Annotated in this window: 21 protein-coding genes; 11 read left to right on the top strand and 10 right to left on the bottom strand. The window is 74.1% G+C overall.

Annotation, left to right across the window (positions count from 1 at the left end):
• Positions 1–33: 33 nt before the first annotated feature.
• The 7 genes from J4557_RS26490 to J4557_RS26460 all read right to left on the bottom strand — a co-directional run bounded on the left by J4557_RS26490 (position 34) and on the right by J4557_RS26460 (position 6966).
• Entirely contained in the window at positions 34–765 is a 732-nt protein-coding gene (locus J4557_RS26490; protein WP_208269433.1) for a Clp protease N-terminal domain-containing protein, read from the bottom strand.
• Positions 766–814: 49 nt separating this feature from the next.
• The gene (locus J4557_RS26485; protein WP_208269432.1) at positions 815–1741 is read right to left on the bottom strand and encodes an NAD-dependent epimerase/dehydratase family protein; all 927 of its coding nucleotides are present in this window, start codon (positions 1739–1741) and stop codon (positions 815–817) included.
• Positions 1738–3264 (bottom strand): class I adenylate-forming enzyme family protein, encoded by a 1527-nt coding sequence (locus J4557_RS26480; protein ID WP_208269431.1) that lies wholly within the window; start codon positions 3262–3264, stop codon positions 1738–1740. The genes J4557_RS26485 and J4557_RS26480 overlap by 4 nt, the downstream gene beginning before the upstream one ends.
• A complete protein-coding gene (locus J4557_RS26475; protein WP_208269430.1) occupies positions 3261–4424 on the bottom strand; it encodes a cytochrome P450 in 1164 nt (387 codons plus the stop codon). The genes J4557_RS26480 and J4557_RS26475 overlap by 4 nt, the downstream gene beginning before the upstream one ends.
• A complete protein-coding gene (locus tag J4557_RS26470; protein WP_243776375.1) occupies positions 4421–5257 on the bottom strand; it encodes a glycosyltransferase family 2 protein in 837 nt (278 codons plus the stop codon). Before J4557_RS26470 ends, J4557_RS26475 begins: the two co-directional genes overlap by 4 nt.
• Positions 5258–5259: 2 nt before the next feature.
• Positions 5260–6261, bottom strand: coding sequence for a 3-oxoacyl-ACP synthase III family protein (locus J4557_RS26465; protein ID WP_208269429.1), 1002 nt, complete (start codon positions 6259–6261; stop codon positions 5260–5262).
• A gap of 258 nt (positions 6262–6519) precedes the next feature.
• Entirely contained in the window at positions 6520–6966 is a 447-nt protein-coding gene (locus tag J4557_RS26460) for an SCO2583/SCO2584 N-terminal domain-containing protein (protein ID WP_208269428.1), read from the bottom strand.
• Positions 6967–7315: 349 nt separating this feature from the next.
• On the opposite strand from J4557_RS26460, the gene J4557_RS26455 reads away from it, so the two are divergent.
• From J4557_RS26455 to J4557_RS26445, 3 genes are all read left to right on the top strand, one after another.
• Positions 7316–8587, top strand: a complete 1272-nt coding sequence (locus tag J4557_RS26455) for a cytochrome P450 (protein ID WP_208269427.1) — start codon at positions 7316–7318, stop codon at positions 8585–8587.
• 82 nt (positions 8588–8669) lie between these two features.
• The gene (locus J4557_RS26450; RefSeq protein ID WP_208269426.1) at positions 8670–9830 is read left to right on the top strand and encodes a steroid 3-ketoacyl-CoA thiolase; all 1161 of its coding nucleotides are present in this window, start codon (positions 8670–8672) and stop codon (positions 9828–9830) included.
• 178 nt (positions 9831–10008) lie between these two features.
• Positions 10009–11001 (top strand): MBL fold metallo-hydrolase, encoded by a 993-nt coding sequence (locus J4557_RS26445; protein ID WP_208269425.1) that lies wholly within the window; start codon positions 10009–10011, stop codon positions 10999–11001.
• An 18-nt stretch (positions 11002–11019) separates the two neighbouring features.
• Here the strand turns inward: J4557_RS26445 and J4557_RS26440 are convergent, their stop codons facing one another.
• On the bottom strand, positions 11020–11262 hold the full coding sequence (locus tag J4557_RS26440) for a hypothetical protein (protein ID WP_208269424.1): 243 nt from the start codon (positions 11260–11262) through the stop codon (positions 11020–11022).
• A gap of 334 nt (positions 11263–11596) precedes the next feature.
• Here J4557_RS26440 and J4557_RS26435 point away from each other — a divergent pair, with 334 nt between their 5' ends.
• From J4557_RS26435 to J4557_RS26415, 5 genes are all read left to right on the top strand, one after another.
• Positions 11597–12862, top strand: a complete 1266-nt coding sequence (locus tag J4557_RS26435) for a cytochrome P450 (RefSeq protein ID WP_208269423.1) — start codon at positions 11597–11599, stop codon at positions 12860–12862.
• A 37-nt stretch (positions 12863–12899) separates the two neighbouring features.
• Positions 12900–14135 carry a cytochrome P450 gene (locus J4557_RS26430; RefSeq protein ID WP_208269422.1) on the top strand — a complete coding sequence of 412 codons (1236 nt, stop codon included), beginning with the start codon at positions 12900–12902 and terminating at the stop codon, positions 14133–14135.
• 28 nt (positions 14136–14163) lie between these two features.
• Positions 14164–15456 (top strand): glycosyltransferase family 4 protein, encoded by a 1293-nt coding sequence (locus tag J4557_RS26425; protein ID WP_208269421.1) that lies wholly within the window; start codon positions 14164–14166, stop codon positions 15454–15456.
• A gap of 131 nt (positions 15457–15587) precedes the next feature.
• Positions 15588–16349 carry a class I SAM-dependent methyltransferase gene (locus J4557_RS26420; protein WP_208269513.1) on the top strand — a complete coding sequence of 254 codons (762 nt, stop codon included), beginning with the start codon at positions 15588–15590 and terminating at the stop codon, positions 16347–16349.
• Positions 16339–17466 (top strand): prenyltransferase, encoded by a 1128-nt coding sequence (locus tag J4557_RS26415; protein ID WP_208269420.1) that lies wholly within the window; start codon positions 16339–16341, stop codon positions 17464–17466. The genes J4557_RS26420 and J4557_RS26415 overlap by 11 nt, the downstream gene beginning before the upstream one ends.
• Positions 17467–17552: 86 nt before the next feature.
• On the opposite strand, the gene J4557_RS26410 is transcribed toward J4557_RS26415, so the two are convergent.
• Positions 17553–18242, bottom strand: a complete 690-nt coding sequence (locus J4557_RS26410) for a class I SAM-dependent methyltransferase (RefSeq protein ID WP_208269512.1) — start codon at positions 18240–18242, stop codon at positions 17553–17555.
• 303 nt (positions 18243–18545) lie between these two features.
• On the opposite strand from J4557_RS26410, the gene J4557_RS26405 reads away from it, so the two are divergent.
• The 3 genes from J4557_RS26405 to J4557_RS26395 all read left to right on the top strand — a co-directional run bounded on the left by J4557_RS26405 (position 18546) and on the right by J4557_RS26395 (position 21134).
• Positions 18546–18737, top strand: a complete 192-nt coding sequence (locus tag J4557_RS26405; RefSeq protein ID WP_151598811.1) for a ferredoxin — start codon at positions 18546–18548, stop codon at positions 18735–18737.
• 137 nt (positions 18738–18874) lie between these two features.
• Entirely contained in the window at positions 18875–20764 is a 1890-nt protein-coding gene (locus J4557_RS26400) for a DUF8508 domain-containing protein (protein WP_307800221.1), read from the top strand.
• A 181-nt stretch (positions 20765–20945) separates the two neighbouring features.
• Complete coding sequence (locus tag J4557_RS26395; RefSeq protein WP_208269419.1) at positions 20946–21134, top strand: hypothetical protein; 189 nt, start codon at positions 20946–20948, stop codon at positions 21132–21134.
• A 320-nt stretch (positions 21135–21454) separates the two neighbouring features.
• Here J4557_RS26395 and J4557_RS26390 read toward each other — a convergent pair whose 3' ends face one another.
• Entirely contained in the window at positions 21455–24223 is a 2769-nt protein-coding gene (locus tag J4557_RS26390) for a hypothetical protein (RefSeq protein ID WP_208269418.1), read from the bottom strand.
• Between the last annotated feature and the right edge of the window lie 64 nt (positions 24224–24287).

The following is a 24287-nucleotide window of genomic DNA, read 5'->3' as shown; positions in this document are numbered from 1 at the left end:
AGGGCGCTCGGGGGCTTCGGGTGGGTGGGACGGCTACTGCGTGCGGTCCGCGAGGAGAGCGGAGAGGGCGGCGGTGATGTGGGCTTCGGCGGCGGGCTTGGAGACGCCGGCCTCTGAGAGGACGCCGGTGCCGTTCTCGTGTTCCAGGAGCGCGAGCAGGATGTGCTCGGTGCCGATGTAGTTGTGGCCGAGCCGGAGGGCCTCGCGGAAAGTCAGTTCGAGGACCTTCGTGGCGTCCTGGTCGAAGGGGATGAGGGCGGGCAGCTGGTCAGACTCCGGGGGCAGCGCGGCGGTGGCGGTCTGCCGGACGGTGTCGAGCAGCACGTCCTGCGCGGTGATGGCCTTGGCCGCGAGCGACTCGGGGTCGGCGAGCAGCCCGAGGACCAGGTGGGCGAGGCCGATCTCCGGGCTGCCGGCGGCGCGGGCCTCGTTCTGCGAGGCGACGACGACGTTGCGGGCGCGGACCGTGTAGCGGGAGAACCCCTGGGACGGGTCGAGGTCGCCCGTCAGCCCCTTGGGGACGAACCGCTTCTGCGCGGCCTGCTTGCTGACGCCCATGCTCCTGCCGATGTCGGTCCAGGACGCGCCGGAACGGCGGGCCTGGTCGACGAAGTGGCCGATGAGGTGGTCGGCGACCTCGCCGAGGTGCTCGGCGGCGACGACGGCGCTGGTGAGCTGTTCGAGGGCGTCGGGGTGGACCTTCTTGATGGCGGCGATGAGGTCGTCCAGCCGGATCTGGACGCCGGTCTGCGCGGGTTCGCTCATGCGTCAACCATAGGTTGACGATCCAGAATCGTCAACCGGCAGTTGACGATCACCAGGCGGCGGCTCCGGCGAAGGCGGCGGCGTGCGGGGCGTAGCCGAGGACGTCGCGGGCGGCGGTGATGTCGAGCGTCCGCTCGACGGCGAGGTGGCTGATGGCGTAGCGGGTGAGGCGCGGCGGTCCAGGGCGGCGGGCCAGCAGGAACGCGCCCTCGGCGACGGCGGCGAGGGGCCGGGCGAGGCCCGCCGGTATGTAGACGGGGCGGGCGGCGACGCCGCGTTCGGCGAGGATGTCGCGGAACGCGTCGTCGATGACGACCGGGGCGGCGTCGGCGACGTTGAAGACGCCGGACGCGACGGGGCCGGTCGCGGCGAGCAGGCACGCCTGGACGAGGTTGGCGATCGAGGTCAGGCTGATCCGCTGGCGGCCCGTCCCGACGGCGGGCAGGAACGGGCCCCGGACGGCGGACAGGACGCGCGGCAGCAGCGTGGTGTCGCCCGGACCGTAGACGGCGTGCGGGCGCAGGACGATCGCCTCGCGCCCGAGCACGAGCCGTTCGGCGGCGGCCTTGGAGGCGCCGTAGGCGTTGAGGTAGCGGCCGACGGGCGCCTGGTCCTCGGTGACCATGACGCTGGGCCGGTACGGGTCGTACACGCTGGCGGTGCTGACGTGCACGAAGCGCGCGCCGGGGAAGGACGCGAGGGCGTTGCGGGTGCCGGTGAGGTTGGCGGCGAACAGGTCGGCGGGCTGTCCCCAGTCGGTGACGCTGCCCGCGCAGTGGACGACGGCGTCGACGGCGGGCGCGTGCGGGATCGGCCCGCGGGTGAGGTCCCAGGAGCGGTAGGCGGCGCCGGCGAGGTGGCCGGGCGGAACGGACGGCCGCCGGCCGAACCCGAGGGCGGCGATGTCGCGGCAGGTCAGGGCGCGGCAGACCGCGCCGCCGACGAAGCCGGACGCGCCGGTGACCGCGATCCTCATCCGGGCCTCCCCCGGTGCCGCGTCGCGAGGTCGCGAAGGCGGTCGCGGTCGAGCTTGCGGGTGCGGCCGGAGCGGGGCAGCGCGTCGAGGACGATGACGCGGTCGGGCAGCGCGTCGTGGTCGATGACGGCGGGGAGCTCGCGGCGGAGGCGCGCGGGGTCGGCGGTGCCGGTCACGGCGAGGACGACCTCCTCGTCTCCGGTGGCGGGGTCGGGAACGCCGACGATCGCGGCCTCGTCGACGCCGGGCAGCGCGGCGATCGCGGGCTCGTAGAGGCCGGGGTAGAGGTTGAATTTGCCGCGGATGAGCATGTCCTTCTTCCGGCCGGTCAGGATGATCCGCCCGTTGTCGAGGCGGGCCAGGTCGCCTGTGGCGAGTTCTTCGAACGGTTCCGCGCCGAGATAGCCGCGGCAGAGGTTCGGGCCGGAGAGGACCAGTTCTCCGTCATCGGCGAGCCGTGCTCCGACCCCGGGGAGGGGAGCGCCAAGAAGGTCGCCTTCGGCGCCGGACGCGGTGTGCGCGAGTTTCTCTTCGGCCGACGCGATCGCGACCGGCAGGATCTCGGTCATCGCGTAGACGGAGAGCACTTCGGCGGACGTCGCTCTCGTCGCGCGTTCCAGGATTCCGGCGGGCGCGGGTGCGGCGCCGAGCAGGACGTACCGGAGCGACGGCGGCAGTTCCGGCGCCGCGTCCAGGATCTCGGCGAGATGGACGGGGACGCAGAACGTGTGCGTGGCGCCGCGTTCGCGCATGAGGCGCACGAAATCGGCGGGCGGGCAGAACAGCGGCGGCATCGACCACCGGGCGCCGGATATCAGCGTCGGCAGTCCGAGCATCAGCTGGTCGGTGTGGACGACGTCGCCGGGCCCGAGGGGCATGCGGTCGCGGAAAAGGCCGAGGGCCGCGGCGAGGGACGCCTGGGAATGGACGACGGCGCGCGGTGCCGCGGTCGTCCCCGAGGTGAAGATGACGGCCGCGGGCGCGCCGGGGTCGGTGTCGCTTTCCGGCTCCGGGGCGTCGCCGCGCAGCAGGTCGGCGAGCGGGAGGGAGCCTCTCGGCACTCCCGGGAGGCGGCGGCCGACGTGGACGTGCCGTATCGGGTCCTCGCCGGGGATCCGCAGTTCGCCGAGGTTCGGGAGCAGCAGCCCGCGCCGCCGCGCGTAGGCGCGGACCATTCCCAGCCGGCTGCCCGCATAGAGCACCGATTCCGCGGCGGACCAGCGCGGTCGCGCCAGCCGGAGGCGCGCCGTGAACATTTCCGGCCCGGCCCCGGGGTCGGCGAACACGACGACTCCGCCGGCGGCGACGACGCCCAGCGCGAGAACGAGGGATTCCGGTGACGGGCGGACGGAGAAGAGCACCCCGTCGCCTTCCGCGAGGCCCGCGGAAAGGAGCCCGTGCCGGACGGCGAGAACCTGCCGCCGCAATTCGCCGTACGTGAGCTGCGCGCCGTTCCCGGACACCAGGGCGACGCCGTCCGGTGTCCGCGCCGCCTGGTCGAGCAATCGCCGGACGAGCGTCATGCGACGGCCTCCGAACGGACGGCGAGATGGCGGTACGTCGGGATCAGGACGCCGCGGGCGGCGGCGCGGCCGGTGATGCGCAGAGGGGCGGCATCGAGGACCGTCCGGGCGACCCGCCGGATCTGCGCCATGGCGAGGGGGTAGCCGATGCAGAAATGCGGGCCGGCGCCGAACCAGAGGCGCCGGAGTTCCGGCGGGTGCGGGCGTTCGAGGTCGAAAGGGCCGTGGTCGCGGCAGCAGTTGTGCGTGGCGATGAGCACCCGGTCCCCCGGGCGGATCGCGACGCCGCCGACGATCGCGGGGCGGTGCACGCTCCGCAGCATCACCGGGGTCGGCGTGGTCACGCGCATCGCCTCGTCGATCGCCCGGTCGAGCAGCCCGCGCGCGGCGGCGACCCTCGGCAGCTGCCCCGAGTCGGCGAGCAGCGCGATCAGGCGGGGCAGCAGGGTGGCGACGGTCTCGGTGCCGGTGAGGAAGAAGGCGCCGGCGGCGCCGCGCGCCTCGTCCTCGGAGAGGCCGAGGGTCCGCATCCGCCCCATGACCGTGGACTCGTCGCCGCCGGCGTAGGACTTGGCGGCGATGGCGCCGAGCGGGTCGAGGACGGCGCGGGCCCGTTCGACCTGGGCCGGGCTGAGGCGCCGCGTCCGCAGCGACACCATCGACACGATCCGCTCGCCCTGCTCGAACAGGTGCCGCCAGTCCGCCTCCGTGCCCGCGTCCAGGCCGATGACCTCGCTGATGACGGCGCCCGCCATGACGCGCGCGGCGTCCACGAGGTCGACGGTCGCGCCGCGCGCGAGGCGGTCGGCGAGCCCCGCCAGCGGTTCCGCGAGCACGCGCGCGCACAGCGCGTCGGTGTAGGACGGGGTGAACAGGTCGGTCAGGCGGCGGCGGAGCGCGCGGTGCGCGTCGCCTTCCATGTTCAGCAGGACGGACGGGCCGAGCACGGGCGTCCACAGGTCGCCGGGCGAGCCGGGGCCGTCCTTGCGGAACGTCTCGCCGTCCATCAGCACCTCGCGGGCGAGCGGCGCCGCGTTCACGACGACGCCGAGCCCCGGCACGCGGACGATCGGCCCGCGCCGGGCGAGCGCTCTCAGCAGCGGATACGCGAAGGGATGCGCGGTCAGGTAGAGCCGCCGCTCCCAGTCGGGGGATGTCATCGGATGTCCACGACCTCGGGCATGTAGCGGTGGTCGGCGTACCAGCCGAGGGTCTTGACCAGGCCGAACGCGCGCAGCCGCCGGACGGATCCGTACACGGCGACGTCCTTGCGGAGGCCGTAGGCGTCGGTCAGGTAGCGGACGCGGTTGACGAGGGCGCGGTCCTCGTGGACGTCCTCGATGCGGGTGCGCGGGAACCCGCCTGCCCGCTTGTACAGGTCGGCGGTGATGGCGACGTTGCAGCCCGGCATCATCACGTACGGGCCGAGGTACAGCGGGTCCTGGTTGCCGGGCCGGAACCGGCCGAACGTCGCGGCGATCCCGATCACGGCGGGCAGCAGGCGGCGTTCCCAGAGCCTCAGCGGGAACTCGTCGGTGCGGGGGCGCAGCGGGCCGGACACCATCTCGAGGCCGTCCGCGAAGGCCCGCTTCACGGCGGTGATCCAGCCGGGGGCGGGCAGGCAGTCGGCGTCGGTGCGGGCGATGTGGGTGGCCCCGGCGGTGATGGCGTGCCGGAAGCCGGTGTCGGCGGCGGCGCCCGTCCCCTTCTCCGGTTCCGGGACGATCCGGACGTCCATCTCCGGGTGCTCCTCGGCGAACGCCCGGACGGCGGCGGCGGTCCCGTCGCGGCTGCCGTTGTCGACGACGGCGAGCGTGAAGCCGGGGTCGGTCTGCGCGGCGAGCCGGTGCAGGGTCGCGCCGATCGAGCGCTCCTCGTCGAACGCGGGGACGACGACCCACAGGTTCATGGCGCCCGGTTCGGCGGGCGGCTCGACCGGGAGGGCGGCCGGGGGCGTGGTCGGGGGCGGGGTCGGGGGCATGGTCGGGGACATCGTCACAGCTCCGCGAACATGACGCCGAGGCTGACGCCGCCGGCCAGGCCGATGAGCGCGACGCGGTCGCCGGGGCCGCAGCGCCCCTCCGCGATCGCGGTGTCGAGCTGGAGCGGCAGGCTCGCGGACGCGACGTTGCCGTGCTCGGGCAGCGTGACGACGAGCCGGTCGGGCGGGACGCCGAGCGTCTCCCGCAGCACCTCCAGATACGGCAGGGTCACCTGGTGGACGGCCACGACCGCGAAGTCGTCCCAGGTCAGGCCGGTCTTGGTGAGGGCGTTGGCGAAGATCTCCGGGCCGGCCGCGAGGAACGCGTCCTTGAGCCGCCGCCCGTCGCCGCTGAAGTAGGCGTACTCGGGGTCGCGCGGGTGCATCGACCCGCCGGCGGGGAGGGTGCCGATCCGCCAGGCGCTGGAGACGGCGGCGAAGTCGCGGTAGAAGATGCCGCCGTCGGGCGCGGCCTCGACGAGCATCGCGGCGCCGCCGTCGGAGAGGGTGTAGCCGGCGAACGCGTCGGCGAACTGGGCGCGGTCGCGCACCGTCCAGCGGATCGCGCGGGACGGGCTCTCGCCGGTGCAGACCAGCACCCGCTCGTGCTGGCCGGTGCGGATCAGCGCGTCCGCCGTCTGGAGGGCGTTGAGGAAGCTGTTGCAGGCGTTCTTGATGTCGAACACCGGGCAGGACGCGCCGAGCTTGGCGGCGGCGATGTGCGCGGTGGCGGGTTCGATCAGGTCCTGCGACGCGGAGCCGAAGATGAGCAGGTCGACGGCGCCCGCGCCGATGCCGCGCCGGTCGAGCGCCCGGCGGGCGGCGGCGACGGCCAGGTCGGACGCCTGCTCGCCGTCGTCCATGACGTGCCGGGCCCGGATCCCGGTCATCCGCTCCACGATCGTGGGGTGCGGCCGGTAGCCGGGGCTTTCGGCGGCGACGCGGGCCTCGACCTCGGCGCTGGTGAGCACGCGCGGCGGCAGGTGCGCGGCGACGGCGGTGATGCGGGCTCTCATGGGCTGGTCCCCCGGTCCTCGTCCTGTGTGGGAAAGCCAGGTTCGCGGGCCCTGCCGCGTCCGGACAGGGAGACCCTACGGAAGACCGACCAGGCGTTCTAGCCTGATTCGCGGTGAGTAGTCACACTCATCCCGAATGAGTACTTTGCCGGACCAGCCGCTTCCGGCCACGGGTCATGGCGTCGTCCGGCGGGCACCGCGCCGATCGACGGGCACCGCGCCGATCGACGGGCACCGCGCCGATCGACGGGCCACGCGTCAGCCGGCGGGCACGTCCGGCAGGCTCGGCACGGCGGGCGCGGCGGCGCGCGGTATCTCCGTCACGGCGGGCGGGGCCGAGGGCAGCGGGGAGACGATGATGGTCGCCGCGGGGCCGACCGGGTTCCCGTCGTCGCTCCTGCGCGAGCCCGACTGCCACCACCACAGCGCGATCGAGATGGCCACCAGCACGAGCACGCCGCCGATCACCTGGATGACCGCCCGGCGGTGGCTCGGCTCGCCGCGGTACCGGCGCCGGGCCCGCCAGGCGCGGACGCCGAGGCGGCCGCGCAGGCGCCCGGCGGGACGGCCGGCAGGGCGCCCGGCGGGGCGCAAGCGCCGCGTGCGGCGGGGCGGCTGAGCGCGCTCGCGCGCGGAGGGTTCGGTGAACGCGGCGTTCCTGACGAACTCCTCGTCGAACACGGGCTCGTCGAAATCAGCGGGCATGGACGTCTCCGGCGCGGGGGGAGTGCACGCCCCAGGCTAATGGACGGCCGCGGCACCCGAACGCCCTGGTGCGAATCCTCGAACTAGAACGCGTTCTTATTCACGGACGGAGCCGCGGTGAGGAAGGTCACCACGGCGAGATCTTGAGTTCCGGTACGGGTTCATGGCAGCGCGGGCGCGGACGGATTTCGCCTGATGGAAAGGGATATCTTCGCCGCCTCGGCAGGCGGGCGCCAGAGCGAGACTGCTGTCGAGACTTGAGTCTCATTCACTCTTGCCTGGCCGCTGAAACGGGTTCTACGGTGAGCGGACCGGACGTTCTCGCGCCGCGTATCGGGAGGAACCTCGCATGACCGCCACCGCACCGGAGACCGCCGTCCCCGCCGGGTTCGACTTCTGCTGCCCGGACCTGATGGCCGAGCGAGTGCCGCTCGCCGAGTTCGCCGCGCTGCGCCGCACGGCCCGCCCGTGGTGGAACGCCCAGCCGCGCGGCCGCACGGGCTTCGACGACGACGGCTTCTGGGTGATCAGCAAGCACGCTCACGTCAAGGAGGTCTCGCGCGACGCCGAGCTGTTCTCAGCCGCCGCCAACGGCGCGGTCATCCGGTTCAACGAGACCTTCGGGCGCGACGAGCTGGACCTCCAGCGCGAGAACCTGCTGCTGCACATGGACGCGCCGCAGCACGCCAAGCTGCGCCAGATCGTCTCGCGCGGCTTCACGCCCCGCGTCGTCAAGGGCCTGCACGACGCGCTGCAGGAGCGCGCGGAGCGGATCGTCGCCGATGCCCTAAGCCGGGGCGGCGAGGGCGACTTCGTCACCGAGGTCGCCGCGGAGCTGCCGCTGCAGGCGATCGCCGAGCTGATGGGCGTCCCGCAGGAGGACCGCCGCAGGCTGTTCGACTGGTCCAACCAGATGCTCGCCTACGACGACCCCGAGTACGACGCCGACCCGGCCTGCGCCGCCGCGGAGATCATCGGCTACTCGATGAACCTCGCCGAGCAGCGGCGCGGCTGCCCCGCGCACGACATCGTCACCAGGCTCGTGCAGGCCGACGTGGACGGCCGCGGCCTCACCGACGACGAGTTCGGCTACTTCATGATCCTTCTCTCGGTGGCCGGCAACGAGACCACCCGCAACGCGATCACCCACGGCATGATCGCCTTCCTCGACCACCCCGACCAGTGGGAGCTGTTCAAGGCCGAGCGCCCGGAGACCGCCGCGGACGAGATCGTCCGGTGGGCGACGCCGGTGACCGCGTTCCAGCGCACCGCCGTCCGCGACACCGAACTCGGCGGCGTCGGGATCAGGGCGGGTGACCGGGTGGCGATGTACTACTCGTCCGCGAACTTCGACGAGGAGGTCTTCGACGACCCGGGGACGTTCGACATCACCCGCTCCCCCAACCCGCACCTCGGCTTCGGCGGCACCGGCGCCCACTACTGCATCGGCGCGAACCTGGCCCGCCTGGAGATCGGCCTGATGTTCGACGCGATCGCCGACCGCATGCCGGACATCGCCCGGACCGGCGAGCCCCGCCGCCTGCGCTCCGCCTGGCTGAACGGCGTCAAGGAACTGCCGGTGCGGTACCGGCCCGGTGGGCGGTCCCCCGGGGCCCGGTGATCCCGATGGGCGGGACGGGGCTTCCGGCGGAAAGTAGAACTCGTTACAGTCGAAGGCGAATCCCGTTCTAGAAGGAGACCGCATGGGTACCCCGGTGATCGTCGAGGCGGTGCGCACGCCGCTCGGGAAGCGCAACGGCTGGCTGGCGGGACTGAAGCCGATGGCCGTCCTGTCCCACACGCTGATCGCCGCCGTCGAGCGCGCCGGCATCGACGCCGCCGAGGTGGAGCAGGTCTTCGCGGGCTGCGTGACGCAGGCCGGCGAGCAGGGCTCGCACATCGGCCGCTACGCCTGGCTGTACGCGGGCCTGCCCTGGCAGACCGGGGTCACCACGATCGACGCGCAGTGCGGGTCGGCGCAGCAGGCCGTCCACCTGGCCGCCTCGCAGGTCGCCGCCGGCGTCGTCGACGTCGCGATCGGCTGCGGCGTCGAGGTGATGAGCCGCGCGCCGCTCGGCACCAACGTGCTGCCGCACAACCCGCGGCCGGACGACTGGTCGCTGGACATGCCGAACCAGTTCGAGGCGGCCGAGCGGATCGCGCAGCGGCGCGGCCTCACCCGCGACGACCTGGACGCGTTCGGCGCGCGGTCCCAGCAACTGGCCGCGAAGGCGTGGGCGGACGGCCGGTTCGAGCGGGAGATCGTCCCGATCGAGGCGCCCGTGCTGGACGCCGAGGGGAACCCGACCGGGGAGACCCGGACCGTCACCCGGGACCAGGGCCTGCGCGAGACGACGAAGGAGGGGCTCGGCAAGCTCAAGCCCGTCCTCGGCGAGGGGTCGCTGCACACCGCCGGCACCTCGTCGCAGATCTCCGACGGTGCCGCCGCGGTGGTCGTCATGTCCGAGGAGAAGGCGTTCGAGCTGGGGCTGCGGCCGCGCGCCCGGATCCGGGCGCAGGCGCTGGTCGGCGGCGAGCCGTACTACCACCTGGACGGGCCGGTCCAGTCGACCGAGCGCGTCCTCGCGCGTGCCGGGATGACGATGGGCGACATCGACATCACCGAGGTCAACGAGGCGTTCGCGTCCGTGGCGCTGTCCTGGGCGTCGGTGCACAAGCCGGACATGGACACCGTGAACGTCAACGGCGGCGCGATCGCGATCGGCCACCCGGTCGGCGCGACGGGCGCCCGGCTGATCACCACGGCGCTGCACGAGCTGGAGCGCCGCGACGCCCAGACGGCGCTGATCACCATGTGCTGCGGCGGCGCGCTGTCGACGGCCAGCATCATCGAGCGCGTCTGACCGGCGGCACCTCCGACGCGCGGCACCACTCCGACGCGCAGTACCCCCAACGTGCAGTACCCCCCGACGCGCAGTACCCCCGACGTGTGGGGACCCCGGAGGCGGAGCGCCGCTCCGCGCTCCGCTAGGGTCCCCACAACCGACTCGCCCGACCGGATTGGGCGCGAAAGGCGGTCCCGTGGAGCCGGTACCCGAGGATCTCGGCGGGGGGCTTTGGAGCGTTCCCGTCCCCATTCCGGGCAACCCGCTGGCCTACACGCTCGTGTACGCGGTGGAGAGCCCGCAGGGCCCCGTCCTCATCGACGCGGGCTGGCAGCACGAGGACGCCTGGACCGCCCTGCGCGACGGGCTCGGCACCTTCGGGATCGACGTCGCCGACGTGCGCGGGGTCGTCGTCACGCACTTCCACCCCGACCACGCGGGGCTCGCCGGGCGGGTCCGCGAGGCGTCCGGCGGGTGGATCGCGATGCACCGCGCCGACACCGAGATCGTCCGGCTGTTCCACACCAGCCTCGGGCACGAGGAGCGCCGCTCGTTCGAGCTGACCTCGATGCGCCGGGCCGGAGCCGCCGACTCCGAACTGGCCGCCGGGATGGACCAGCCGCGGGTGGACCCGCCGGCGATCCCGGACCGCGAGCTGGACGACGGCGAGCTGGTCGACCTGCCCGGCCGCAGGCTGCGCGTCATCTGGACGCCCGGGCACTCCCCCGGCCACATCTGCCTGCACCTGGAGGACGGCGACCGGATGTTCACCGGCGACCACGTCCTGCCGCGCATCACCCCGCACATCGGGCTCTACCCGTACGACACCCCGGACGTGGACCCGCTGTCGGACTTCCTCGGCTCGCTGGACAAGATCTCGGCGATGTCCGCGGACGAGGTGCTGCCCGCGCACCAGTACCGGTTCACGGGCCTGTCCGGGCGCGCCCAGGAGATCATCGGCCACCACGAGGAGCGCCTGGCGGAGGTGACGGCGCTGCTGTCGTCGCGCCCCGTCACGCTGTGGGACGTGACCGCCGGGCTGACCTGGCGGCACCCGTGGGAGCGGATGCCCCTCGGCGCCCGCCGCATGGCCGCCGGCGAGGCGGCCGCCCACCTGCGCACCCTGGAGAACCGCGGCGTCGTCCGCCGCGAGGGCGCCGACGACCCCCTCCGCTACGTCCTGCGCTGACCGCGCGCCGGCGAGGCGTCAGGAGCGGAGGCTGATGCGGCGGCTCTCCAGCCAGCGCTGATCGTCCTCGGTCCACATGAGCGCCTCGGGCTCGGCGCCCGCGAGGCGTTCGAGCTCCGCCGCGGTGAGCGACTCCGGCTCCGTCCAGAGCTGGGGCCGCGGCAGCGCCGCGCGCCGTGCCCTGCGTCTGCGGAGCGCCGTCCTCACGAGGTCGACGGCGGCGTACACCAGGATCCCGCCGACCACCAGTGCGAGAAACATCGCGGGACCTCCCATCCCCGGAAACGGGCGTGCGTACAAGAAGTGACATTCCCGACCAGGCGGCCCTACACCGCCCCATATAGGTAAACGTCCGGCGCGCAAGCCTCGCCGCAACGTGACAGGTCGATGCGATTCGGGTCACTCCACCATCTGGACCCTTGATGAGACTGGAGTCTCATGTTAGAACGTGTTCTATATCCGGATGCCAAGCAAGCGTTCGATCACAAGATCATCCGACCGGCGTCCGACGCCGGTGACCGGCCCCGCGCGGCGCGACACGGAGCCACCGTCCCGTCCTCGAAGTGACCAGCCCGCACCGGCTCGAAGGAAACCCATGGCCACTGAGACCCGTACAGCTCCCGCCCCCGCCTTCGTCGCCCCCGAGATCGACATCATCGATCCCGGCGTGTACGAGCGGGGCGGCATCCCGCACCGCCAGTTCGCGTGGCTGCGCGACAACGACCCCGTGCACTGGCACGCCGACCCCAACGACGGGGTCGACGGCTTCTGGGCGGTGACCCGCCACGAGGACGTGGTGCGCGCCTCGCGCCGCCCCGACCTGTACTCCTCGCACGAGCGGTCGGCGATGTTCGAGGAGTTCAGCGACGAGGACATCGCGCTGTACGGGCAGATGATGCTGTTCCAGGACCCGCCGGACCACACCCGGCTGCGCGGCATGGTCAACAAGGGCTTCACGCCGCGGATGATCGGCAGGCTGCAGGACCACATCCGGGAGATCTGCAACCAGCTGATCGACGAGGCGGCGGAGCTGGGCGAGTGCGACTTCGTCGAGCACTTCGCCGCGCCGCTGCCGCTCTACACGATCTGCGAGCTGCTCGGCGCGCCGCTGGAGGACCGGGAGAGGATCTTCGCCTGGTCCAACAAGCTGGTGGCCTTCAACGACCCCGAGTACATCGGGGACCGCACCGAGTCGCAGCTGTGCGCCGCCGAGTTCGCCGGCTGGGCGGGCGAGCTGGCCGCCGCGCGCGCCACGACGCCGCGCGACGACATCGTGACCAAGCTGCTCACCCCGGACGCGGACGGCAGCCGGATCACCGACGAGGAGTTCCAGCTCTTCGTGATCATGCTGTCGATCGCCGGGAACGAGACGACCCGGACCGCGACGGCGGGCGGCATGCAGGCGTTCTTCGAGCGGCCCGAGCAGTGGGAGCGGCTGAAGGCGGACCGGAGCCTGCTGCCGACGGCAGTCGAGGAGATCGTCCGCTGGGTCAGCCCGATCAACCAGTTCCGCCGGACGGCGATGGAGGACGTCGAGATGGGCGGCAAGCTGATCCGCAAGGGCGACAAGGTCGTGCTGTTCTACGGATCGGCGAACCGGGACGAGCGGGTGTTCGAGAACCCCTTCTCCTTCGACGTGGGCCGCGACCCGAACCCGCACATCGGGTTCGGCGGCGGCGGCCCGCACTTCTGCCTGGGCACGCACCTGGCCCGGATGAACCTGAAGATCATCTTCGAGACGATCCTCGACCGGATGCCCGACATCGAGCAGGCCGGCGAGGCCCGCCGGCTGCGCTCCAACTTCGTCAACGGGCTCAAGGAACTGCCCGTGCGCTTCACCCCGTCCCCCCGCCGAGGTTGACGACCGAGGTCCCACCGGACAGAGAGGTCCTGGCGCGATGACCACCACCCCCGAGATCGACCTGGTCGCCCTCGACGCGTACGAGCGCGGCGGCGCCCCCCACGAGCAGCTGGCCTGGCTGCGCGAGCACGATCCGGTGCACTGGCACCACGGCGATCCGGACCGGGACTACCCGCCCTTCTGGGCGGTCACCCGGCACGCCGACGTGGTGCACGTGTCCCGGCATCCGGAGATCTTCTCCTCCTACGAGCGGCTCGCGCTGTTCGACGAGCCGGCGGAGGAGCACCTGGCCCTGCAGCGGCTGATGATGCTGAACCAGGACCCGCCGGAGCACACGCGCAAGCGCGGCATCGTCAACAGGGGGTTCACGCCGCGCGCGATCGGCGCGCTGGCCGACCACATCAGGGAGATCTGCCGGGGGCTGGTCGAGGAGACGGTGGCGCGCGGCGAGGAGGCGGACTTCGTCCGCGACCTCGCCGCGCCGCTGCCGCTGTACGTCATCTGCGAGCTGCTCGGCGCCCCGCCGGAGGACCGGGAGAAGATCTTCACCTGGTCGAACACGCTGATCGGCGGGGACGACCCGGAGTTCCAGCGGACGCCGGAGGAGGGCCAGGAGGCGGCGACGCAGCTGTACGCGTACGCCAACGTGCTGGCCGCCGACCGGCGGGAGAACCCGCGCGACGACATCGTCACGAGGCTGCTGCAGCCGGACGCCGACGGCCAGGTGCTGGACGGCGACGAGTTCGAGCTGTTCGTGATGCTGCTGTCGGTGGCCGGGAACGAGACGACCCGCAACGCCGCGACCGGCGGGATGCTGGCGCTGCTGGAGCACCCCGGGCAGTGGGCGCGGCTGCGCGCCGACCGGTCGCTGGTCCGGACGGCGGCCGACGAGATCGTCCGCTGGGTCACGCCGGTGAACCTGTTCCGCCGGACGGCGGTGCGGGACACCGAGCTGGGCGGGCGCAGGATCTCCGCCGGCGACAAGGTCGTGGTGTTCTACTCCTCGGCCAACCGGGACGAGGCGGTGTTCGCCGACCCGTACGCCTTCGACGTGGGCCGCGACCCCAACCCGCACCTCGGGTTCGGCGGCGGCGGTCCCCACTTCTGCCTGGGCTCCCACCTCGCCCGGCTCGAGCTGAGTGTGCTTTTCGAAACACTTTTGGACACTGTGCCCAATATTGAACTCGGCGGTAACGTACGGAGGCTAAGGTCTAGTTTCATCAACGGCATAAAGGAGATGCCGGTGCGTGTGCGACCGGCGTCCCGCGACTGACGGGAGTGGTGCGTGGGCAGGGGCTGGCGTGGGTGAGGCAGACGAGCCGGGCGAACCGTTGCGGGTGGCCCTGCTCTCCTACCGGAGCAAGCCGCACTGCGGCGGCCAGGGGGTCTACCTCCGGCATCTGAGCCGGGAACTGGTCGACCTCGGGCACACGGTGGAGGTGCTGTCCGGCCAGCCGTATCCGGAGCTGGACCGCGACGAGATCGCCCTCACCAAGATCCCGAGCCTGGACCTGTACCGGGACGAGGACCCGTTCCGCACGCCGGCGCGCGAGGAGTTCCGCGACTGGATCGACGTGCTGGAGTTCGCGCACATGAAGACCGGCGGGTTCCCCGAGCCGCTGACGTTCAGCCTGCGCGTGCTGCGCGAGCTGAAGCGGCGCCGCCGCGACTTCGACGTCGTGCACGACAACCAGGTCCTCGGCCTCGGCAACCTCGGCATCTCCCGGCTGGGCCTGCCGCTGGTGACGAGCATCCACCACCCGATCAGCGTCGACCGGCGGATCGAGCTGGAGGCGGCGCAGGGCGTCAAGCAGAAGCTCGGCAAGCGCCGCTGGTACGGGTTCGTCACCATGCAGTCGCAGGTGTCGCGGCGCATCGGCCCCGTGCTGACGGTGTCGGAGTCGTCCAAGGTCGACATCGTCAAGGACTTCCGCGTCGACCCGCGCGACATCGAGATCCTGCCGCTCGGCGTCGACACCCGCATCTTCCACCCGCGCGGCGAGCGCGTCCCCGGCCGGATCGTCGCGATGGCCAGCGCCGACGCCCCGATCAAGGGCGTGGACGTGCTGCTGCGCGCGGTCGCCAAGGTCGCCACCGAGCGGGACGTGCACGTCATCGTGGTCAGCCGCCCGCAGAAGGACGGGCCGACCGAGAAGCTGGTGCGGGAGCTGGCGCTCGGCGACCGGGTCCGGTTCGTCAGCGGCATCAGCGACGACGAGCTGGGCGAGCTGCTGGCGTCCGCCGAGATCGCCGTCGTCCCGTCCCGCTACGAGGGCTTCTCGCTGCCCGCCGTCGAGCACATGGCGTCCGGCACGCCGCTGGTCGCGAGCCGCGCCGGGGCGCTGCCGGAGGTCGTCGGCGACGCCGGCGTGCTGGTCGCGCCCGGCGACGTCGAGGAGCTGGCCGCGACGCTGCGCCTGCTGCACGACTCCCCCGAGGAGCGGGCGCGGGTGGGCGCCGCGGGGCTGGCCCGCGTGCAGGAGCGGTTCGCCTGGCCGGCCGTGGCGAAGGCGACCGTCGAGCACTACCGCGCCGCGATCCGCGAGCGGAACTACCTGCGGCTCGCCGCGTCCAAGCGGGCGCGCCGGGGCTGAGACGGGCGGCACCCGGAAGGGGCCGCATCAGGCAAGTCTGTAGTCGAGAAGTGCTGTAGTCGAGAAGTGCCGTAGTTGAGAAGTGCCGTGGGAACCCCATCCGGGCCTCCCCGTACGGAAGGAGCACGACCCTGCTGACCGTGGATTTCCAGCGGTTCCGCGTCACCCCCGGGGACCGCATCCTCGACATGGGATGCGGGGCCGGACGGCACGCCTTCGAGCTGTACCGCCGGGGTGCCCACGTCGTGGCCTTCGACCTCGACGCGGACGAGCTGGCCGGCGTCGAGAAGATGTTCGGCGCCATGCGCATGGAGGGCGAGGTCCCCGAGGGCGCGGCGGCCGAGACCGTGCAGGGCGACGCGCTCGAGCTGCCGTTCCCCGACGACCACTTCGACAAGATCATCGCGTCCGAGGTGCTGGAGCACATCCCCGACGACATGCGGGCGATGCGCGAGTTGCTGCGGGTGCTGAAGCCGGGCGGGCGGCTCGCGGTGACGGTGCCGAGCTGGCTGCCGGAGCGGGTCTGCTGGGCGCTGTCGGAGGACTACCACACCGCCCCCGGCGGCCACGTGCGGATCTACACGCGCGCTGAGCTGGAGGCGAAGTTCAAGTCGATCGGCTTCAAGGTCGGCGGCCACCACCACGCGCACGGGCTGCACGCCCCGTACTGGTGGATCAAGTGCGCGGTCGGCGTGAACGACGACGGCAACCCGCTCGCCAAGGCCTACCACCAGATCCTGGTCTGGGACATCATGAAGCGGCCGCTCGCGACCCGGCTGGCCGAGCGCGCGCTGAACCCGGTGATCGGCAAGAGCGTCGTGGTGTACTTCGCCAAGCCGTCGGCGCCGAGCACGCCGGCGTCCCCGGCCAGGGAGACGGCGGATGCCGTCTGAGACCGCGCCCCCCTCAGTCCCGGGGGTCGTGACGGCGGACGGCATCGTCGCGACGGCCTGCAGCATCGCCCGCCAGCAGGAGGAGTCCGGCGCGATCCCGTGGTTCTCGCCGGTCGGCGGCGTGCCCGGCCACGTGGACGCGTGGAACCACGTCGAGGCGGCGATGGCGCTGACCGTCGCCGGGCTCGGCGAGGAGGCGCGCCGCGCCTACGCGTGGCTGGCGAGCGTGCAGCGGCCGGACGGGTCGTGGCCCGCGAAGTGGGTGCTGGGCGAGGTCACCGAGCCGGGCGGCGAGTCCAACCACGCCGCCTACGTCGCGGTCGGCGTCTGGCACGAGCTGGTCTGCACCGGCGACGACGACTTCGCGCGGCGGATGTGGCCGGTGGTCCGGCGGGCCATCGACTACACGCTCGGCCTGCAGACCCGGCGCGGCGAGATCATCTGGATCCGGCACGAGAACGGCGCCGCGTCCGACCACGCGCTGCTGACCGGCTGCTCGTCGATCTACCAGTCGCTGCGCTGCGCGGTCGCGCTCGCCGAGCACCTCGGCGAGCCGCAGCCGGAGTGGGAGCTGGCCGCCGACCAGCTCGGCCACGTGGTGGCGGCGCACCCGGAGGCGTTCGCCGACAAGAGCCGCTGGTCGATGGACTGGTACTACCCCGTGCTCGGCGGGCCGGTGCGCGGCGAGGCCGCCGCGCGGCGGCTGGCCGAGTGCTGGGACGACTTCGTGGTGCCGGGCCTCGGCTGCCGGTGCGTGTCGGACCAGCCGTGGGTCACGGCGGCGGAGAGCTGCGAGCTGGTGATGGCGCTGGACGCGGCGGGCGACCGGGACCGGGCGTTGGAGCTGTTCACCACCATCCAGCACCTGCGGCACGAGGACGGCTCGTACTGGACGGGCTGGCAGTTCGAGAACGAGCGGCATTTCCCCGGGGACCGTTCCACCTACACGGCGGCCGCGGTGGTCCTGGCGGCGGACGCGCTGGCGGACGCCTCGCCGGGGGCGCGGCTGTTCAAGGAGATCGCCGGGCGGCCGCTCGGGCCGTGCGCCGCGTCCGACCCGCTGGCGTGCGGCTGCGCGCCGGTGGCGGTCGCCAACCCGGTGCGGACGCGGCTGTGACGGCGCGTCCACGGGCCTAGAACGGGTTCTCACAGTCGTGGGGCCGCACCGGTGCGTCCGGTGCGGCCCCACGTCCGTTCTGCGGCTTATGAGGCGCCTGCGGCCTCGGTGGCGCCGGGCCGGGGCGCGGCCGCCGGGTCCGCGCCGGAGACGCGCTCCAGGACGCGCAGGGAGCCCTGCACGCGGCGCTCCTCGAACGCGCCGCTCGCCAGGGCCCGCAGGTAGACGTGGTAGGGGGCCTGCCCGCCGTCCTCCGGGTCGGGGAACACGTCGTGGATCACCAGCGCGCCGCCGACCGCGACGTGCGGCGCCCAGCCCTCGTAGTCGCCCTGCGCGTGCACCTCGGCGTGGCCCCCGTCGATGAACAGCAGCGCGAGGGGGGTGCGCCAGAACGCCGAGACCGTCCGGGACTGCCCGACGACGGCGACGACCTGGTCCTCGAGGCCCGCCGCGCCGACCGTCCTGCGGAACGTCGGCAGCGTGTCCATCCGCCCGGTGCTGGGGTCGACCAGGGACGGGTCGTGGTGCTCCCAGCCCGCCTGGTTCTCCTCGGAGCCGTGGTGGTGGTCGACGGTGACGACGACGGTGCCGGCGTGCAGGGCGGCGGTGCCGAGGTAGATCGCCGACTTGCCGCAGTAGCTGCCGACCTCCAGCAGCGGCCCGGTGGCGGCGAGCCGGGCCCCGTACTCCAGGGCCGTCTCGTAGAGGACGCGGCCCTCGTCGTCCGGCATGAAGCCCTTGGCGCAGCGGGCGGCGCGCAGCAGGTCCGCCGGCATCGCGGGAGGGCCGTCCGGGCGGTCCGCGTCCGAGGTCGTCCCCGGGACGGTGGACGCCTCGCGCAAATCAGACGGGGTTTCGGTCATCCGCGCACCATATCCGACACCGAATGAGACTCGAGTCTCGCCCCGGCGTTGCCGCACCAGACTGGAACGTGTTCTACTTTTGCCGGGCGGGCGGCCGGTGCCAGAACCCGGTTCGGTAGGTTGGGCGCCGGAGCACCGGGCCGGCGGGGCCGCGCCGCCGCGCGGACCTCCCCGGGACCGCACCCGCCCCATCCGGGAACGCGAACGGAGAAGCCGATGAGAGTACGAGTCGACCCGCTGGTGTGCGAGGCCAACGGCGTCTGCGTCGGGCTCGCCCCCGAGGTCTTCGACCTCAACGACGACGACGAGCTGGAGATCCTCAAGCCGGACGTGCCGGCCGAGGAGGCCGACCGCGTCCGGCACGCGGTGCGCTCCTGCCCGAAGGCCGCGCTGACGCTCGAGGAGTAGCCGCGCCGGCGGGCCGCCCGCGCCCGCCGCCGCACTCGCCGGGGGGTCGGGACCGCACCGGGCGGTTCGTCAGCGGTCCCGTTCCCGTGCCATCCTGCTTCGTGCCCTTCGGACGACTAGACGATCGTGGAGTGCGGGTGGCGTACGCAGCTGCAGCGGGCCCTCTCCGGACGGCCCGGACGCTCGCGTCCGTGCTGGCGGCGGCGCTGGCCGTCCCCCTCGCGGTGCCGCCGGCCGCGCACGCCGCGGCGCCGCTCGCCGGCCGCCGCATCCACGACGTCCAGGGCGCCGCGCACGTCTCGCCGCTGAACGGCGCCGCCGTCGCGGGCGTCCCCGGCGTCGTCACCGCCGTGACCGGCAACGGCTTCTGGATGCAGGACCCGCGCCCCGACCGGAACCCCGCCACGTCCGAGGGCGTCTTCGTCTTCACCCGCACCCGGCCGTCCGCCGTCCCCGGCGACGCGGTCCGGGTGAACGGGAGGGTCCGCGAGTACCGGCCGGGCGGCGGGTCCGCCGGGCTGACCCGCACCGAGATCGACGCGACCGCGACCAGCGTGGCCGCGCACGGCACCGCGCTGCCCGCGCCCGTCGTGATCGGGCCGGGCGGGCGCCGTCCCCCGACCGCCGTGGTCTCGGCCCGGCGCGGCGACGTCGAGAAGGGCGGCGCGCTCGACCCGAAGCGCAGCGGCCTCGACTTCTACGAGTCGCTGGAGGGAATGCGCGTCCGGATCAGCGACGCCGTCGCGGTCGGGCCGTCCCGCGACGGCCAGGTGCCGGTGCTGCCCGCCAACGGCGCCGGCGCCGGGACCCGCACCAAGCGCGGCGGCATCCTGCTGCGCGACGGCGACGCCAACCCCGAGCGGATCGTCCTCGACGACGCGCTCGCCCCGCTGCCCGCGATGAACGTCGGCGACCGGCTGCCCGGCGCCGACGACGGCGTGCTCGACTACTCCTACGGCGACTTCACGCTGCTGCTCACCGCCGTCCCGCGGCGCGCCGACGGCGGCCTGCCGCAGGAGGCCGCGTCCCCGCAGCGGCCCGGCGAGCTCGCCGTCGGCACCGCCGGGCTGGCCGACCTCGGGCCCGACAGCCCCCCGCAGCGCTTCCGCGACCTCGCCGGCGACATCGTCCGGGGCCTGGACTCCCCCGACCTCGTCGCGGTCAGCGGGCTGCAGGACAACAGCGGCCCGCACGACGACGGCACCGTCGCCGCCGACCAGACCGTCGCGCAGCTGATCACCGCGATCAGCGAGGCGGGCGGCCCCGCCTACGACTGGCGCTCGGTGAACCCGCGCGACGGCGCCGACGGCGGCGGGAAGGGCGGCAACAGCCGGATCGGGTTCCTGTTCCGCACCGACCGCGGGCTGGCGTTCGTCGACCGGCCCGCGGCCGCCGACCCGCTGGCCGACGCGCCGCCCGCCGCGCAGCCCGACCCGTCCGTCACCTCGGCGAGGGCGGTGCGGCGCGCGGGCGGCACGGCGGGCCTGTCGCTGTCCCCCGGCCGGATCGCGCCCCGCGACACCGCCTGGAGCGGCGCGCGCAAGCCGCTGGCCGGGGAGGTCGTGTGGCGGGGGCGGCGCATCATCGTCGTCGCGGACGACTGGTACCCGCGCACCGGCGACGACCAGCCCCTCTTCGGCCGGTTCCAGCCGCCGTCCAGCCCCACCGAGTGGCGCCGCGACGCGCAGGCCCGGGTGGTCGCGGGGTTCGTGAAGTCCGTGCGGGCGGCGGGCCGGAAGGCCGACGTGATCGTGACGGGCGGGCTGAACGACCGCGGGACGTCGCTGCCCGTCCAGGCCCTGACCAAGGGCGCGGGGCTCGCCGACCTGCCCGCCGCGCTGCCGGCCGGCGACCGGTACACCGCCGTGACCGGCGGGAACTCCGAGGACCTCGACCACATCCTGCTCAGCCCGGCGCTGGCCAAGAGCAAGCACCGGTTCGACGTCGTGCACCGCGCGTCGGAGTTCGCGGCGCGCGCCGGGGACCACGACCCGACCGTGGTGCGCATCGACCTGCCCGGGAAGTGACCGGCCGGGAAGAGTGATCGCGCCCGGGAAGTGACCGCGCCCCGGAAGCGATCAGGGTCTCCCATTTCCGGCGGTACCGAAAAAACCGTCAGTGGGCGATCCGGAAACCCGACGGTGTTTCTCTCGCGAGGGGCAGGGCACCGACCGATCGTCACACCCCCTCCGGGAGGAGACGTCCCCCATGGCGTTCCGATATCGGTCGCACCACATCAGCCTGGTCGGCCTCATCTATCTCATCATCGGCGTGTTCATCGCCTGGGACCGCGGCTACATCGACGTCCCGCTGCTGCGCCAGGTCGGCAGCGCGCTGCTGGCCGTGTTCCTGTGGTTCCTCATCCTGCTGGGCGTGGACCTGCACATCCACGCGTGACACATCCACGCCTGCCTGGGGGCGCCCCCGGGCGGGCACCGCCCTCAGGCAGGCACCGCCCCGGAACCGGCACGGGCCGTCCGCGCGTCCCCCCGCCGTCGGACGGCCCGTGCCCCCACCCCGGCGACAGGTCCCCGTACCGCCCGGGCCATAGACCCCAAAACGCCCAAAGGGCTACGTTCCACTCATGACGAAAAAAGACTGCAGTTGCGGACATGGCGGCGGATGCTCGTGCCCGAAGGGCTGCTCCTGCGGCTGCAACGGCTGACCCGCCGCCGGCACCCCGCCCTCCCGCACACGGCTCCGCCCCCTGCACGCGACTAGGGTTTCGCTCCCTGCACGGCACCGGTCGCCGGCACGGGCGCCCGCCAGAGCAGCGGCGTCTCGGCGCCGTCGCGGACGCCGGTGCCGGTGGCCAGGACCGTGGCGCCCGCCGGCGTCATCGCGGTGAGGCGCCGCTCGGCCCGGCCGCCGAGCCCCCGCGCGGGCACCCGCCGCCACGCGGTCCCGTCCGGTGAACCGAACACGGCCGCGCCGCCCGGCGCGGTCGCGACCGCCACCACGAAACCCTTCGGGGTCGCGGCCGCCGCGGTCACCTGCCGCGCGCCCGGCGGCGTGCGCAGCGCCCACGTCCGGCCCGCGTCCGGCGACACCAGCAGGCTCCCGCCCGCACCCGCCGCGACCAGCGCGTTCCCGCGCGCCGCGACCTGCGAGAGCGGGGCGGCGCCCGGCGGCACCGCGGCCGTGGGCGTCCACTTCGCACCGTCCGGCGACGTCCAGGCCGCCGGTTTCCCGCCGCGCCCGCCGACCGCCACGTAGCCGGAGCCGGTCGACTCCACGTCGACGAGGTTGCCGGCGACCGCCGCGCGCTTCCATGTCCTGAGGTCCGGCGACCGCCACACGGAGCCGCCGCCGACCGCCACGTACCCGGCGGAGCCGGACGCGACCGCGGCGAGCGGGCCCGCGGGCACCCTCGCGCGCTCCCAGACCGCACCGTCCCGCGACGTCATCGCCAGGGCGCCGGGCCGCGCGCCGTCCGCGCGGCCGACCGCGAGCCAGCCCTGCCCGCCGAACGCCACGTCCGACAGCCGCCCGGCGGCCGCCGGTGCCCGGCCGCGCGTCCAGCCCCGGCCGTCCGGCGAACTCCAGACCGCCGCGCCGCCGTTCGTGCTGCCGACCGCGACCGCCCGGCCCGGCCCGGCGGCGAGGGACCGGATCGCCAGCTCGGTGTGCACCGCGCCGGGCACCGCCGCCAGGTTCACGCCGGACAGGTACGCGTCGTCGTCCTGCCGCCCCGCGACCGTGACCGCGCCGCCGGCCGCGACCGCCAGGCCGCTGCTGCGCACCGGCTCCGCCACCGTCCCGGACGGCTGCCAGGTGCGCCCGTCGGCGCTGCGCAGCACGGTGCGCCGTCCCCTGGCGCCCTTCACCAGGACGCCGAACCCCGCCGCGGAACCGCCGAACCGCTCGACGCCGCCGTACCCCGGCACGGAGATCCGGCCCGCGGCCTGCCACCTCTGGCCGTCCGGGGAGGTGAACAGCACCCCGAACCGCGTCGTCCGCCGGTGCTTCTTGCGGCCCGTCGTCCGCTGCCCCTCGCGCACGGTCGCGAACCCGCCCGGGCCGGCGACCAGGCCGATCGTCGCGCCCAGCGACCCCTGCGCCTGCGGGACGGCCACCGCCGTCCAGGTGCGGCCGCCGTCCGCGGACCGCCACAGGCCGTCGCCCCGCACCGTCCGTGTGACCGTCTTCTTGCCCTTCTTACGCGTCACCTTCCGGGTGAACGTCCCGTGCGTCACGAGCACGCCGCCGGACGCGGCGACCCGGTCCAGCCCGGTGATTCCGGCTTGCAGCCCGTCGACGCGCTGCCACGCCCGGCCGTCGGCGGTGCTCCACACGACCGCCCGGCCTCCCGCCGCGCCCACCGCGACGAACCCGTGCGCGGTCGCGACCAGCGCGTTCACCTGGTCGCCCGGCTTGAACGCGGCCGTGTCGAGGTGCCGCGTCCAGGTCATGCCGCCGCCGCTCAGCCAGACGACCGTGCCCGCGGGCGACTGCCCGAGCGCCGCCCATCTCCCGGCCCCGGCCGCGACCAGCCGCGGGCGCTCCCCGGCGGGCGGCTCCGAGCCGTCCGCGCCGCGCACCTTCGCCGCCTTCCACGCGTGCCCGCCGTCCGCGGACACCAGGAACCGCGCGCGCTCCCGTCCCGGCGTGCCGTCGCCCTCCGTCCCGGCGGCGACGACCTTCCGCCCGGACGCGGTGACCACGGCGAGGTCCTGGACGAGGCCGTCCGTCGTGGCCGCCGGGTCGGTTCCGAACAGCGCGCCCGCCGGGACGGCGGCGGGCGGCCGCGGCTTCTTCGGGCCGCCGCCCTGGTCGAGCGCGAACAGCGCGCCGCCCGCGACGACCACCAGCCCGGCGGCGCCCGCGACGGCGACGCGCAGCCGCCGCGTCCCCCGGCTCGGCGCGGTCTCTTCGGTCTCCGGCCGCGGCTCCGGGGTGCGCGCGGCGGGCTCGTCCTCGGCCGCGGGGGCCTCGGCGGCGTCCGTCTGCGCGGGCGCCGTCGCCGGGGCCGTGGCCGCCGCGACGACCGACCCGGCGTCACCGCCCTTCGCCGGCGCCCCGGCGGACGCCGGCTTCTGTGCCTTCGCGTTCTCGTTCTTCGCGTTACCGGTCTTTGCGGGCCGGGTCTTCGCGGGCCGGGTGGGGCGCGCTGCGGCGGGCGGGGCGTCCGCGCGGATGGCGTTACGGCTCGCGGGCTCGACGGGCTCCGTGGCTGCGGGCTCCGTGCCGGCGTCCGTCCCAGCGTCCGTGGCGGCGTCAGTGGCGGCGTCAGTGGCGGCGGGATCCGGGGCGGCGGCGCGCTTGCGGGGCGGCGCCCCGTGCCCCCAGCGGATGCCGGCGGCGCGCCACGCCTCGTAGGCGCGCTGCCAGGGCGACAGGGCCGCCGGAAGGTCGGCGAGGTCGGCGGAGACGCCGAACGTCAGGCGGCGCCGGACCGCGCGCGATCCGGCCGGCCGGCCGTCGGCAGGGGGCTCCGCACCGGCCGGGGACGGGGTGCCGTTCCGCTCCGGGGTCCTCGCCGTCACACATGCTCCTTCGCGGTCCTGGGGACACTATGAAACCGCGCCGCGCCGGTCCCTGTCGGGACAT

Source organism: Actinomadura nitritigenes (genome assembly GCF_017573545.1).
Taxonomy (GTDB): domain Bacteria; phylum Actinomycetota; class Actinomycetes; order Streptosporangiales; family Streptosporangiaceae; genus Spirillospora; species Spirillospora nitritigenes.
This window is presented reverse-complemented; position numbering and strand designations above follow the sequence as displayed.